The sequence below is a fragment of the Parabacteroides vesiculifaciens genome, assembly GCF_049860805.1.
In the GTDB taxonomy this organism is placed as follows: domain Bacteria; phylum Bacteroidota; class Bacteroidia; order Bacteroidales; family Tannerellaceae; genus Parabacteroides.
Map to the genome: position 1 here is coordinate 1,264,667 of NZ_CP187555.1, position 14,584 is coordinate 1,279,250.

Annotated in this window: 14 protein-coding genes; 10 read left to right on the top strand and 4 right to left on the bottom strand. The window is 43.4% G+C overall.

Annotation, left to right across the window (positions count from 1 at the left end):
- Positions 1-20: 20 nt before the first annotated feature.
- The 3 genes from lsrF to nrfA all read left to right on the top strand — a co-directional run bounded on the left by lsrF (position 21) and on the right by nrfA (position 3,366).
- A complete protein-coding gene (lsrF, locus tag ACPYIV_RS05005) occupies positions 21-893 on the top strand; it encodes a 3-hydroxy-5-phosphonooxypentane-2,4-dione thiolase (RefSeq protein WP_293731693.1) in 873 nt (290 codons plus the stop codon).
- A gap of 4 nt (positions 894-897) precedes the next feature.
- A complete protein-coding gene (locus tag ACPYIV_RS05010) occupies positions 898-1,785 on the top strand; it encodes a hypothetical protein (protein ID WP_293731694.1) in 888 nt (295 codons plus the stop codon).
- A gap of 114 nt (positions 1,786-1,899) precedes the next feature.
- Positions 1,900-3,366 (top strand): ammonia-forming cytochrome c nitrite reductase, encoded by a 1,467-nt coding sequence (nrfA, locus tag ACPYIV_RS05015; RefSeq protein ID WP_300760906.1) that lies wholly within the window; start codon positions 1,900-1,902, stop codon positions 3,364-3,366.
- Positions 3,367-3,380: 14 nt separating this feature from the next.
- On the opposite strand, the gene ACPYIV_RS05020 is transcribed toward nrfA, so the two are convergent.
- On the bottom strand, positions 3,381-5,627 hold the full coding sequence (locus ACPYIV_RS05020; RefSeq protein WP_425885932.1) for an ATP-binding protein: 2,247 nt from the start codon (positions 5,625-5,627) through the stop codon (positions 3,381-3,383).
- 772 nt (positions 5,628-6,399) lie between these two features.
- Between ACPYIV_RS05020 and ACPYIV_RS05025 the strand changes: the two genes are divergently transcribed.
- A complete protein-coding gene (locus tag ACPYIV_RS05025; protein ID WP_301705619.1) occupies positions 6,400-8,319 on the top strand; it encodes a UDP-N-acetylglucosamine 4,6-dehydratase family protein in 1,920 nt (639 codons plus the stop codon).
- A 72-nt stretch (positions 8,320-8,391) separates the two neighbouring features.
- Here ACPYIV_RS05025 and ACPYIV_RS05030 read toward each other — a convergent pair whose 3' ends face one another.
- From ACPYIV_RS05030 to ACPYIV_RS05040, 3 genes are all read right to left on the bottom strand, one after another.
- Positions 8,392-8,916, bottom strand: coding sequence for an N-acetylmuramoyl-L-alanine amidase (locus ACPYIV_RS05030; protein WP_425885934.1), 525 nt, complete (start codon positions 8,914-8,916; stop codon positions 8,392-8,394).
- Between the two features lie 43 nt (positions 8,917-8,959).
- Entirely contained in the window at positions 8,960-9,451 is a 492-nt protein-coding gene (locus ACPYIV_RS05035; protein ID WP_293731699.1) for a DNA-binding protein, read from the bottom strand.
- Positions 9,452-9,678: 227 nt separating this feature from the next.
- Positions 9,679-9,906: a DUF4248 domain-containing protein gene (locus ACPYIV_RS05040; RefSeq protein ID WP_425885937.1), complete on the bottom strand. Its 228-nt coding sequence runs from the start codon at positions 9,904-9,906 to the stop codon at positions 9,679-9,681.
- 153 nt (positions 9,907-10,059) lie between these two features.
- On the opposite strand from ACPYIV_RS05040, the gene ACPYIV_RS05045 reads away from it, so the two are divergent.
- The 6 genes from ACPYIV_RS05045 to ACPYIV_RS05070 all read left to right on the top strand — a co-directional run bounded on the left by ACPYIV_RS05045 (position 10,060) and on the right by ACPYIV_RS05070 (position 14,567).
- Entirely contained in the window at positions 10,060-10,431 is a 372-nt protein-coding gene (locus ACPYIV_RS05045) for a hypothetical protein (protein ID WP_425885939.1), read from the top strand.
- Between the two features lie 139 nt (positions 10,432-10,570).
- Positions 10,571-10,939 (top strand): hypothetical protein, encoded by a 369-nt coding sequence (locus ACPYIV_RS05050; RefSeq protein WP_425885941.1) that lies wholly within the window; start codon positions 10,571-10,573, stop codon positions 10,937-10,939.
- Complete coding sequence (locus ACPYIV_RS05055; protein WP_425885943.1) at positions 10,936-12,009, top strand: endonuclease/exonuclease/phosphatase family protein; 1,074 nt, start codon at positions 10,936-10,938, stop codon at positions 12,007-12,009. Before ACPYIV_RS05050 ends, ACPYIV_RS05055 begins: the two co-directional genes overlap by 4 nt.
- Positions 12,010-12,080: 71 nt before the next feature.
- Positions 12,081-12,800 (top strand): hypothetical protein, encoded by a 720-nt coding sequence (locus tag ACPYIV_RS05060; protein WP_425885945.1) that lies wholly within the window; start codon positions 12,081-12,083, stop codon positions 12,798-12,800.
- A gap of 3 nt (positions 12,801-12,803) precedes the next feature.
- Complete coding sequence (locus tag ACPYIV_RS05065) at positions 12,804-13,712, top strand: hypothetical protein (protein WP_425885947.1); 909 nt, start codon at positions 12,804-12,806, stop codon at positions 13,710-13,712.
- 78 nt (positions 13,713-13,790) lie between these two features.
- Positions 13,791-14,567, top strand: coding sequence for an acyltransferase (locus tag ACPYIV_RS05070; protein ID WP_425885949.1), 777 nt, complete (start codon positions 13,791-13,793; stop codon positions 14,565-14,567).
- Positions 14,568-14,584: the final 17 nt, after the last annotated feature.

Here is a 14,584-nt window from a genome sequence, read left to right on the forward strand (position 1 = left end):
AAATCATAAATCAAAAAGCTATGGCAGATATGGATGGGTTCAGAGAAGCGAATAACTTCGGCTTCGGACAGACTTCCCAATTTGACAATTTTCATGTGAAAGGTGCGTCTAACTACTCTTGGGGTATGAAAGACCGTCTTTCTCGTATCTTCAACCCGAAAACAGGCCGTGCCGTCATGCTGGCATTCGACCACGGGTTTATCATGGGTCCGACTTCAGGTTTGGAACGTATCGACCTGAACATCGTTCCCCTCGTACAGTATGCCGACTGTATCATGTGTACACGCGGTATTTTGCAGACTTCCATTCCTGCTAACATCAACAAGCCCGTTTGCCTCCGCTCGGATGCCGGTTCGACGATCCTGACGGAACTGAACCGTAACGTCCTGATCGACGTCGAAGATGCGATCCGTTGCAACGCTTCCGCTTTGGCTGTTATGTTCTCTGCCGGTGACGGCGAACAGGAAGCCATTACGGCTGCCAACCTGGTCGAAGCAGTCGATATGGGTAACCGCTACGGCATCCCTGTTATGGGTGTGACCGCTGTCGGCAAACAGATGGCTCGCGACTCCCGTTACTTCGCACTCGCATCACGTGTATGTGCCGAAAACGGAGCTTCTATCGTGAAGACGTACTACTGCGACGGTTTCGAAAAGGTAGCTGCTGCCTGTCCGGTTCCCGTCGTGATCGCCGGAGGTAAGAAATTGCCTGAAAAGGAAGCGCTCGAACTCTGCTACAACGCCGTTAACGATGGAGCTGCCGGTGTCGATATGGGACGTAACGTCTTCCAGAGCGAAAACCCTGCCGCCATGATCCAGGCCGTACACGCTGTCGTACACGAAGGCTTGACACCGGAACAGGGATTTGAAATGTTCCAAGATTTATCAAAGTGACGGTATGCATAAATTATTTACTTATCTCTGTTCCGCATTGTTGTTAGTGACCGCTACTTCCTGCGAGAAGAAAACAGAAAAATTGCTGTTGGGCGGTTCCGGCTGGAACAAGATCGTGATCATCGATAAGAACACCAAGCAGGTAGAGTGGGAGCATCCCCTTGAAAAAGGCTGGGAATGCAACTCGGCTGTTGCCACTCCCGACGGGAACATTCTTTTTGCCTATGCCAGGGGTGCGAAGCTGATCGACCGCAACCATCAGGAGATTTGGAACATTGCCGCTCCCGACACCTGCGAGATGCAGACTGCCCGTGTGTTGCCCGACGGTAACTACCTCTTAGGCTGGGTAGGCCATCCGGCTGTCATCATGGAAGTGAGCCCGAAGGGAGATATCCTGTCGCGTACCGAATACGAAACAGGCATTGAACATCCGCACGCCCAGTTCCGTCAGCTGAACAAGAATGCACGCGGCAACTATCTGATGCCCCTCTTTGCCACTTCCGACGTGCGCGAGATCTCTCCGCAAGGCGAAGTCGTGAAGATCACCCGTCTCGAAGGAACGCCTTTCACGACATTGGCGTTGGCTAACGGGAACCATTGGGTTGCCTGTGGAGACGGCCACTCTCTGATGGAAGTGAACCTCGATAACGGCGAAGTAGCCCGCCGTTACGGTGAGAGCGATATCAAGGGCGCCCGCTTGTTTTTCGTAGCCGGCTTGCTTCCTGCAAAGGATGGCGGCCTCTATGTCTGCAACTGGCAGGGACACGACAAGAATGCTGTAGAGGCAAACAGTCCCCAGGTATTTGAAATCAACGACAAAGGTGAAATTATCTGGAGTTTGAACGACAATGGGAAGTTCGGTATGATTTCTACGATTAGCACGATAGAATAAGCCGTCTTTATTTTGAAAATGAAAAAGGGTGTATCATTATTTTGATATACCCTTTTATTTTACTTATATTAGCAGCACGTAAGGAAATCTGATTATCAACTAAAGGGTAAAGTATTGAAATCGCCATTTAAAACACTTGTAATTGCGGGTATAGTTGCCATAGCTGCTATTCTTTATACTGTAGCCTCCCACCGGGATGGGATCAGATTCATCGAAGATGCCAATGACGGACTGGACGGTATTGATAAGGTTCTCACTTCCAACGATTCGATGTCTCTGCGTTATTCGAACGAATACCGGAGCTGGAAAAATACGACTGACACGACTTTCCATAGCCTTTATAACGGGAATCAGCAGACAGATGTCCTGGCTGAACGTCCCCGGATGGTTATCCTGTGGGCCGGATATGCTTTTGCGAAAGACTATAAAACGTCCAGGGGGCATATGTATGCTATCGAAGATGTTTACAAAACTTTGCGTACGGGAGCTCCGATGGATAAGACGGACGGACCGCAGCCGGCTGCCTGTTGGGCTTGTAAGAGTCCCGATATTCCCCGCTTGCTGACCCATACCGACGGTAAAACCTTATATAAAAAGAAATGGGCCGGATTGGGGAGCGAAGTCGTCAATCCGATCGGTTGTGCCGACTGCCATGAGCCGGAGAGCATGAGCCTGCGTATCACCCGTTCCTTCCTTACGGATGCCTATGCCCGTTGCGGCCTGCATATCGAAGATGCGACGGAACAGGAGATGTGTTCTCTTGTCTGCGCCCAGTGCCATTGCGAGTACTATTTCCACGGGGAAGAACGCGTGCTGACCTTGCCTTGGGACCGGGGCTATACGCTCGAAGGCATAGAAGCTTATTACGATAGCATACATTTTTCCGATTTTACCCATAAGCTAAGCCGTGCGCCCCTGTTGAAAGCCCAGCATCCCGATTTCGAGTTGGCCAAGATGGGAATCCATGCCCAACGGGGCGTTTCGTGCGGCGAATGCCATATGCCGGCTGTCGGTGAAGGCGGGGATCGCTATAACGATCATCACATCAAAAGTCCTCTGGCTATGATCGACCGTACTTGCCAGGTTTGCCACCGCGAGAGTGAGGAGACGTTGCGCAACGATGTGTACGAGCGCCAGGGCAAAGTGCTGAACATACGGAACCGCCTGGAAGAGGAACTGGCAAAAGCCCATATCGAAGCTAAGTTTGCCTGGGACAAAGGAGCCACCGCAAAACAGATGGAACCGGTCTTGCGGCTGATCCGTCAGGCTCAATGGCGTTGGGATTTCGGCATCACTTCATGGGGAGCTTCCTTTCACGCCCCACAGGAAGTCTTACGTTTGTTAGGCGACGGTTTCGACAAAGCGACCCAGGCCCGTATTCAACTATTGAAACTTCTTTCGCACCTCGGCTACAACGGCGAAGTTCCCATGCCCGACCTCTCGACCAAAGAGAAGGCACAACGGTATATTGGTCTGGATATGGAAAAAGAACGGTTGGACAAAGAGAAATTCCTGAATACGGTTGTCCCTCAATGGCTCGAAGAAGCGAAAGCCCATAAACGGATAATCGAAGATAATTGATTCCCGGATTCTCTTTAGATAGCCAATCCCGGAGTATAAGGCAGCGTAATCGTAAACGTGCTGCCTTTCCCCACTTTCGAGTCCAACGTTAATCTGCCGTCGAAGGTTTTGATGATGCTTTGGCAGATTGCCAGTCCCAGCCCCGTCCCTTGGGCGAATTCATCTAATTTTTGGAAACGCTCGAAGACCATCGCCTTTTTCTCTTCGGGAATGCCTTTCCCCGTATCGCTTACGGAAATGTGGATAAAGTGTTCGTTCCGGCTCAACTCGTACGTGATCAGGATATGTCCCTCAGACGTGAATTTCCTTGCATTGTTAATGAGATTCGTGCATACCTGTGTCAGGCGCAAGCGGTCTATATGGATGATGGCCGGGCTGTCCGGTATCTGCATCCTCAGTTCGACGTTTTCAGGCATCATGAGCCGGTGCGTATGGAAGACATCTTCTATCAGCTTGTTCAGGTCCAGATTTTCGTACGAGAACGACATACAACCCGATTCGATGCGCGACAGGTCCAGTATGTCGTTGATCAGTTTCAACAACAGATCGCTATTCTTCGAGATCAGGTCGAGAAACTCCTTTTTCTCCTCCGGCTCCAAATCCATTCCGGAATTGAGTAATTGCGAGAAGCCCACGATTGCATTGAGGGGGGTACGTATCTCATGGCTCATGTTGGCCAGAAAGACCGATTTCATCCGGTCTGACTCTTCCGCTTTCCGCCGTGCCTGTATGAGGCTGTTTTCCGTACTCTTGATCTGTTGGATGTTCAGGCACAAGCCGCTGACCGGGACCAGGCCGTTATTCGATTCCTGCCTGTTGCTGTCTTTATTCTGCGCATAGCGGAACTCCCACCATTCATAACCTTTCCCGTTAAAGTCATGTCGTTGTTGCATGATTTGAGGGGCCGTGAGGCCTTTGTCGAGCATATCGCGGCTTATCAGGAAGGCGTCCCGGTCGTCCGGATGGATGGTTTGCAGGAATTGGGCGGTCGTGATTGTCTCCGGTGGGATTCCCATCGCATGGTAAAATTCGTTGTCAAATTCAAAAATATCATCCCTGTACCGGAAAGCGAAAATATTACCGCTCTCCAGGGCAAAAGAGAGGAATGCTTTCTCCTGGCGTAGCTTTTCCTGCGCTTCCTTCTTGTACCGTGCTTCCTTCCTGTACTGCCTGCGCTGGTAAATAAAGAGAGAGGCCAGCAGGGCGGATATGAAAATAGCCAATACGGTAAGTATGAATTTATAACGGACTGCGAACGGCATATTCAGGATGACCGCGCTATTTGGCAACAACCCCGGGTCGATCTCCCATTTATCCAGGACTTTATAGTCGAACAGATATGATTTTTTGCTCTGCTGCATCTGCGGAATACCCGTTAGAGAGTCTCCGCGAAGGAGATCGGCAACCTGGCGTATAGCCTCGTGTGCCTGGTCTTCAAAGGCCGCCATATAACCGCCGACAATTCCATTGCCGCTGCCCAGCAGTTCGTTCACGACAGAGAAACAGGGAAAAGCACTGAGCCGTCCGAGCGAGATGGTCGTGTAATCCCTTTTCGTCGCCAGATATGCCTTATTGTAATAATTCTCGCCGAATCCCTTGATCAGTGCAGAGGTCGATTTGGCGTTCAACGTGCTTATATACATCGAATCCGGCTTTATCTTGGGGATGTTCGCAATCGAAATTCCGTTCTTACCGGACAGGCGTACCCGGTTAGTCGAGTAGATATTGTTTAAGGCGCATATATCTTTGATCTGTTTGTTCATCTCCCCCAAAATCCTGTTATCCTGCAACGATTCGTCTGTCACCCTTATCACGATGCAATTGCCGATCAGTCGTTTTATCAGTTGGATATTGGTACGGAAATCGGGTTTATCATAGAAGCCGGTTATGTTCGGATACTTTTTTATAAGCGATGTGTTCGGGTAATTGATCCCCATGAACACAACCGGTATCGATTTGACGGTCGGATGGCCGCATGCAATCAAAGCATTAAGAGCGGGGTCGTCATTTACGAGGATGATATCCGGTTTCCAGGAAGACAGTTCTTCGAGCTTGTTGAATATCTTCTGCTTCTGTTGCTTCTCCGAAAATTGTTCACAATCGAGGTAGAATGAGTATACCGCCGCCTGTATCCCTTTATCATGGAATTCTCCGGACAAGATGTTTTTCATCTCCTTATACGGTGAGAAATGTTTTTCGTAGGACTGAATGACGAGTATACGTTTCTCTCTTGGCGTTTCGGTCGAGACGTCGCATGACATAGAGTTAAGTAAAAGCATCACTACAGCCACAATTTGGAATGAATATTTGTAAAACATACAAAGTTGCAAATGTTATCGAGTGTTTTTTATCGTTTTACAAATATAGGCTTTAATAGTATAAAACCTAAGAAAATCATAGATTAATTCAAAATATTCCGGGTGGAATCATGCTGTAACAATCATATATGATCGTCAATCGTCCGTATTTTCTAAAAAAGAAATTAAAAGTATCAATCTATACAAATCACTACAAACTCAAAATGACTAAAAAAAACGTACGTTTTTTTTAGTCATTTTGAGGGAGCAAATATACTTAAAATCTTTGAAATTCAAACATTCTTATAAGTTTTTTATGATCCTGTTAGTCAGATATATCAATGATTTTTTTTGATATCCCCTGATAGTCAAGCATTAACAATCTTTTATAAATAAAATGACTAAAAAAAACGTACGTTTTTTTTAGTCATTTTGAGGAGAGATAATATTCATATCTTCAGATTGTTACGTTGCCCATACATTTGGGACTGACGAACTTTGGCATAAAATAACGCGTGTTGTAAAATTCTGATTATTAGTGTTTTATGTTTATTGGTAAATAAAGGAAAAATCCTATTTAGCCATTTTGAGGACTTTTTACTGATAAAATGTGTTGGACTGATATTCTTATTTAGAAACAATCTAATTTAGACCCAGTGATATTGAAGCATGCTCTTTCAGTTATATTATTTTGGAATTGACAAATTATTATATAGGGTGCAAATTGTTTAATCGTATGAAAATCAAATTTTTGATATTAAAACTAACTCGGGAAAAATATATAAATCGTTGGATTATATTCTTTATCGATTTATTCTTTTCTGTATCTTCGACTATCACTTCATTAGCATTGATCAGCTATATTTTAGACCGAGACTATTCTAACCATACTATTTTCAAAGTCTTTTTGATTTCTTCTATTTGTAGTATTGTATGTTTTTTTATATGCAAGACCTATAAAGGTGTTATTCGGCATTCCGCTTTTACTGAGACTGGGCGTATTGCTATGGCTTCTTCCCTGAAGGTTGCAATTATTCTACCTATTTTTTCTTTGATGACCGAGGCCTTTTCTTTCCGGTGTTTTTTATTAGGTAGCGTAATCGACTTTTTTCTTACTTTTTTTATTCTTACGATTTTTCGTGCTTTTTTGATTACGGTATATACCTTTATGGTAAGCAGTATAACTTCCCGTAAAGATAAACTCTTGATTTTTGGTCATGAGAAATCTTCTCCGGCATTACTGAATGATTCGTTTTTACGGGAAAACTCTGCTTACCAGGTTGAAGGCATACTTCGTTTCGGGCCGAGAGTCTCCATGCGTATGGCTGCATATAATGTGTTTTTTGTCTCTAACCAAGCAGAATTCAACCGTTTGGTAAATCATTATAATGTCAAAGCCATTCTCTTTACCGACTATAAAGTAGTAAAAGAAGAAAGTGAACGCTTGGTTCGCTTTTGCGAGAAAAAGAAGATCCGTATGTTGATACTGCCTTCCATCGACGAACTCCAGGGAGGTAAAATGCAGTTGCGTACCCTGCCTGAGGTCCGTATCGAAGATTTGTTGGGGCGTGATGAAATTTGTATCAACATGACAGAGATAGCCAATTCGCTAAAAGGTAAAGTCGTTTTGGTCACCGGAGCCGCCGGTTCCATCGGTAGCGAACTTTGTCGCCAACTTTGCCATTTCAGCCTGAAGCAATTAGTCCTGTTCGACAGTGCCGAAACGCCGATGCATAACATCCGGCTGGAGTTGGAAGAAAAATTCCCCGATGTCGAATTCACCCCTGTCATGGGAGACATCCGCATGATTCACCGTGTCGAAAGCATCTACCAGCGTTTCCGTCCCCAGATCGTGTTTCATGCAGCCGCCTACAAGCATGTGCCCCTGATGGAAGAGAACCCGTGCGAAGCGGTCCATACAAATGTATATGGTACGCGCAATGTCGCCGATATGGCTGTCAAATACGCTGTGGATAAATTTATCATGATCTCTACAGACAAAGCCGTAAACCCGACCAATGTGATGGGAGCCTCCAAGCGCTTGGCGGAGATGTATGTACAAAGCCTGAGCATCGCTATCAGCAAAGGTAAGCATTCCGGTAAAACCCGCTTTATCACCACCCGTTTCGGCAATGTGTTGGGCAGTAACGGTTCTGTTATCCCCCGTTTCCGCGAGCAGTTGGCGAAGGGTGGTCCCCTGACTGTCACCCATCCCGAGATCATTCGCTACTTCATGACGATCCCCGAAGCCTGCCGCCTGGTTCTGGAAGCCGCCTTTATGGGTAAAGGAAACGAAATTTTTGTATTCGATATGGGAACCCCCGTGAAGATCGCCGATCTGGCTTACCGAATGATCGAATTAGCCGGACTTGTCCCCGGTCAGGATATAGAAATCAAATATACAGGCCTTCGTCCGGGTGAAAAGCTGTACGAAGAACTTTTAGCAACGAAAGAAAATACATTACCTACGGAAAACGAAAAAATCTACCGCGCCCAAGTCCGGGAATATGATTACGAAGACATCTGTACGGTTATGAACCCTCTGATCGACCTTGCAATCAGAGTAGACAAAATGGGTACTGTCCGGATGATGAAAGGAATCGTATCTGAGTTCAAGAGTAAAAATTCGGTATATGAGGTGCTTGATAAAGAATAAAAAAATCCCGAAGAACCTGCCAGACAAGGTGCAAGGCCTCTTGCCGGCATATTCTTCGGAACCATCATCTGTTTAATGGAGCAAGTTTCGATATTCATCGCACGGGAAGCAGGGGCACGCTTTCTCAACGCCGGGCAGGTCTCGATGTCCCACTATCAGCGCTTTGGGAAAAACTTTGTGAAGTTTCCACAACAGTTCTTCCAGCCGGGCTTTCTGCTCCGGAGTACGGGTGTCGGCGGGAATGCCGCTCGCATCCAGTCCTCCTTCGTAACAGACACCGATACTGCAACGGTTCAGCCCACGTATATGGGCACCTACCTCCAGCAGTTTCCGGTGTCGGGTCACGCTACCACTCCGGCGGATGTAGAAGTGGTAACCGATGGTACGGAATCCGCGTGCCTTGTGGTCATGCAACAGTTGTTCCACCGGATAGTCACGGTCACAACGGGTGGCCGAGCAGTGGATGACGATGAAGCGGACCGCGTCCGCCCCACTCATCAGCAATCCGCTTTCCACTTTGGTCAGCAAGGTGCGTTCATCACATACCTCTTCACCGCCGACTAAGATAGGAAAAGTCATTTTTTTGGAAGGATTCATTTGGGTTCAAATTTTGAAATTAGTTATTAAAAATAGAGTCTCATCAGAGTTCGCCGGGTCTTTCTTCTTCTCCGGTATCCGGTGTAGTCAGGTCTACCGAAGCATCGCCGGACTTGATCGCTTTCAATACCAGACGAGCGACCTTGCGCGATGGAACCGCATTGAACGTAGCGTCGGCCAACAAGTTACTGAAGCGTTGGCCGGGAGTCCAATTCACTGTTACAGCCACGATGTGCGTGTCAGCCTTGAACTCAGTCGCATTCTCTGCCCCGGCGCTTCGGATAGCAGCCGCAAAATCCCCGAGGTCTCCCAGTTTGATGAGTACCCCGTTCAAGAGATTCTCACGCATGCAGTCTACCGCCATAGTCAGGATTGCTGCAATGTCCGCACGGCTGTAGACACATCCATGAGTGGCGATGTGTTCTGCAAACTCGTTGATGTTCATAGTCTTGCTGCTTTGTGCGCAAGCATAAGCCTTTTTAGGCTCTTCTTTCTTTAGAGGGTTTACCCTCATGACGATACTATAGTTTATCATACGCTTAAAAAATAAAATTGTTAATAAAAATGTTACCTCTGCGATCGGGCCAAATGAAGATGTATGATCTTCACGTGGAAGATGATACGTCTTATCTATGTAAGATGATACATCGTGTTGTTGTAAGATGTATCATCTTCTCCAAGCATCTGACTTTCGGAAGCGAAGGTAGATCGTCGAGAGGCAGCCGGAAGTCGGGTTGTTCGTTTCTGTTGCGTCTTTTTCGTTTACGGTTCGCCAAAAACCTCCACCAATATGCGTACCTGTCGTGGCGTGAATATTTTACTATGCGTGCGGTAGCCTGTCTCGCGAAGTTTCTCCAACACTTCTCCGTTTCGTCTCATCCACAAGCGGAGGTTAGAGACGGCAGAATCGACAGTTGGTGTTTCAGGAAAATAGAGACTCGCCAACTCGCGTTTGGAGTAAGGGCGGATTCGGAATGTTGTTTCGTGCATAACTTGAAATTTTAAGTGTGAATAATCGGGTTTGGGATACAAGTATCCGTTGTAAAACTTATGCAGGCAAAAGTATTGGAGTCCCGTTAACCGGTCAACAGTGATAAACCGGTGATGAATCAGTGATAAACACCCGGTAAAAAATAAAAGGATATGGAACAATCAAATTGCATTTTTAATATAAGCGGTGGAAATGTACAAGTGTTGCCTAATGCAACCACGGCCATACAAAACATCTATGAGCAGGCCGATGATGAAGAAGACAAGGTTCTCGCTCCATATATCCACGACAGGGCTGAAAGGCATAATTATGTGTTGCGGATCAAATCGTGCAGTGATTCTGTCACGCTGTGCAAAACAGTACTTGCGGATCTGTATAACGATACGTTGGGCGACTGCATCAAAAGCCAAGATCTGATCAAAGGCAAGGAGTTCATCACGGCTATCAAACCTCTGTTGGCATTCGAATGTGGAATAGAAAATCTCCGCATTGCCATTCGTAAATACGTGTTAGGTGAAATATAATAATAATAGATAGGTAATCATGTTCCCTTTTTTGTTTGGAGAGCCAATAGTAGTCTCTACTATTGGAGCATTGTTGCTTTCTCGTAAAAATAATGAAAATAAAGAAGAAAAGGATTGTGTTGAGTCTTCAGCGTCTCGTATGGACTTACAATCCATACAAAAGAAAAAATTAAGCGAGTTGCTGAATGAGATGACCTTGGAAGATTTTCTGGCGGTCATCAAAGAGCAAACCGAGTCCAATGCGCAAAGTATCGTCGAACAAGTCTCGGAAAATCTGGATGCCATATACACAGACCAGATTGCCAAAACGCAGGATTTTGTCAACGGAAGTGCGAATTTGAACATCCATGCCATACGTGAATTGCTTCGCGACTTGTTGCCGGAACGTTATCATCCAGCCATAAAAAAGATCGAGCCGGGGCAAAGCGTCAAGACCATCATCAATATAGCCGGAGGAAACAACCAGATCTTGCCCAATGCGAAGAGTGGCAAATTCAATCGAGATTGAATAATACCCTGCTCGTATTTTTTGCGGTGTTATCTGTCCTCTGTTTGCTCGGAGGCTATTACGCCGATGGAATTTGCATCTGGCTATCCTTTCTGACATTGTTAGTTTGGCCGATATTGGCAGGCAATCTGTTGTTGCTGGTGGTACAATTATTCACAAAGAAGAAATGGAAAAGTATAGTTCCCTTGTTTGCGATCCTGCTTCATACGGATTATCTGTTAGCCGTTTATCAACCCCCATATTGGAATGAACCGACTGCATCCGAACAAGAAGGCACCCCTCTGACCGTAGTCACCTACAACGCCAGCCATTTCTATTGGGACAGAAAGTACACGATGAACGAAGCCGCCGCTTATATCAAGAAGCTACAACCCGATATCGTCTGTTTCCAGGAAGCTCCCGGTGACGGGTATTACCATCGGGACAGTATCCGGTACGCTTTCGATTATGTACTGTATAAATATATCAGCCGCCGTACGGACCATTTACCGACTACGATCTACAGCCGTTATCCGATCCATTCGGTAAAAGCTCTGTATTATAAGAATTCCAGTAATATGTCATTAATCGCCGATGTAAGAATAAACAACCAATACATCCGCGTGATCAACAACCACTTCGAGACAACAAGTGTCAATGCTTATCGCGGTATCATAACTGCTCCCGGCAAGAGTTTAAAAGTCCGTGCAAAAGCAGTCAAGGATTTGGTATTGAAAATGAAAAGTAACTATCAGAAGCGAGCAGAACAAGCTGATACGATCCATGCTGAGATAGAACGCTCACCTTATCCGGTGCTGGTTTGTGGGGACTTTAATGATACACCGGTTTCTTATACATATCATCGAACGCGAGAAGGTTTGGTTGACGGTTTCCGTGATTGTGGAAGTGGTTATCAATATACGTTCCGGCAGTTATACAAGCTCTGGCGGATTGATTATGTTTTTTATTCGGGGGCGTTGAAAGGTTATGAATGCTATTCGCCGGAGACACCTTATAGCGATCATAATATGGTGGTTTGGAGAGGAATAGCTTTAAAATTTAAAAGTAGAAACTTGTTAGATCAAGAATGAATTGTATGTTTTGTTTTATCAGGTTTAATAGCTATATGATTTTGTAGGAATAATCTAAATGCGTGAAAATTATGGAAATAGACCAAACTGAACGTGATAAAAGATATAATTTTTGGGCACGTAGACAGCCTGCTTATATCTCGTTAGTTGTACCATTCATTTTTATTTTGATATATTATAATGAAAATCAGGAGAGGTTGAGTGATGTAAAATATGTGGTTTCATTACTGCTCTCTTTAACAGGTGTCGTAACATCGTTATTCTTTTTCTTATCTGTTTTTATTCGTGATATGGCAAAGTTTATCCTTGAAAAATTACTTTGGTATATATTGGGAACACCGACTACAAATTTACTATATGATGATTGCTTCTTATTTACTGTTAGTCGGAAGAAAGATATTCGAAAAAAGATAAAAGATAGCTTGTCTATTGATTTAGAAAGCATATCTGATAAGAGTAAAAAGAATGAAGAATACAAGAGGAGAGTTAATGAAGCTGTGGAAAGAATAAGAGAAGTTACAAGACCAAATGCCATATTGTTTGAATATGAATGTATTTATGGCTTTTACCGTAATATGGCAGCTGCTTTTTTACTGGATGATCTATTTATTGTTCTTCCAATATATATGTATTGTATATGCTATCCTAACACATTACCTTATGATAATGGAAATCTGATTTTTATAGGAGGTGTTTTGATCGTACTTATGATTTTATGTATTGTTCTTGCTTATATCAATGGTGTACAATATGCAAAAAAGTTATATGTTTCATTTTTATCATTAGATTGAATAATGAGTATAGTTAAATCGTTTTCTTTGGGAAGTGGAGATATTCGAGGGGATATGTTTTACATTCGGCATAATGTAGATTGCTTTACTGTAATAGACTGTTACCTTACAGAAAAAGATGGTCGGATTGATGAAATTATCCAAGAAATAAAAGACGAATCATCTGAAAGTAAGATTCGCAGGTTTATTTCTACTCATCCGGATAATGATCACATCTGTGGATTGGAAAAATTATTTGCAGAATGGAGTACGAACAATTTTTACGCAGTTGCAAATTCTTTTCCAAAAGAAAAAAATAATCCAAGTTTGGATAAGTATATTGAATTGAGAGATAGTGTGAATTATCCAATAGAGAAAGGTATAAAAAGAGCCTATTTGAATCAAGGAGAAAAAAAAACAGGTTCTAGTGGATTTTCTTTTCTTTGGCCTGATGTCAACAATGAGAAATTTAAAGGAGTTTTGGAAAGTGTAGAAGATGGTGGTTCTCCTAATAATATATGTCCTGTTTTTATCTATAGCGAAGAGAATAGTGCCACTTTTATGTGGATGGGAGATTTGGAAACAGATATGCAAACTGAATTTTATGAACAATACAAGTCTATGATACCTAAGGTAAATATTCTGTTTGCTCCTCATCATGGCCGAGAATCAGGCAAGGTGCCACCAGATTTATTGAATGCTTTAAATCCTGAAATAATAGTGATAGGAGATGCCCCTTCAGAACATATTCATTATTATGACTCTGCTAAAACTATTACCCAGAATACTGCGGGAGATATTGTGTTTGAAGTATTAGATAGAAAGGTAATAGTTTATACACAAAAGCTAATAAGTAATAGGCCCTTTTGTTTGAAAAAAGAAACGACATTAGTCCCAGATGGGTTAAACTATTGTGGAACTCTTAGTTTGTAGAGTTGTTGTTAAATATCTTGTTTTAATAGATTTGTGTTTGTTATAAGAATTAGGACTTTATAATAGTAGTTATTTAATATGCTGACGAAAAAAATGAGTGGTTATTTTAGATTATTGCTTCGGCTTAATATTATTAAGACTTTGTATTTTAATTTAAAAATGCTTCCTTTAAAGGATGCTTGTAAATTCCCTTTCTTATTTTTTGGGAAGGTTGAATTTGGAACATTAACAGGTTCTATTATTATATCTTCTTCTATTAAAACAGGAATGTTTAGATGGGGAGTAATGATTGATGGTTTTGCATCGAGCAAAGTATCTTCTCATTTTTCACTTGGAAGAAAAGCACGTTTAGAGATTAATGGGAGAGTTGATGTTGGTTGCGGGGTTGTATTTAGAGTTTTAGGAGATTTAACACTTTTAAATAATTCATTTATAGGTTCGAGAGCTGTAGTTGCTTGTAGTCATAAAATATTTCTTGGTGAGTTTGTTAGAGTAGCTTTTGGTAATGTGTTAATGGATACAAATCATCATTACATAATACATGATGGTTGTGTTCATCGTAAGGAAGGTTCTATTATTATTGGAAGTCATTGTTGGATTGGTAATAATAGTACGATTAGTAAAGGATGTGTTTTGCCAAGTAATACAATCGTTGCTGCTAGAAGTTTTGTAGCAAAGGACTATAGAGAATGTGGTGAATATTGTTTATTAGTTGGTAGTCCTGCCAAAATGAAACAGACTGACGTAAGACGTCTTTATGATTTGAAACTTGAACAAGCAATACAGAACTATTTCGATTCTCACGAAGATACAGAAAAATATTGTTTGTCAAAAGATGAGATGGAGATAATTTGAAATATTTTAAAAGATAA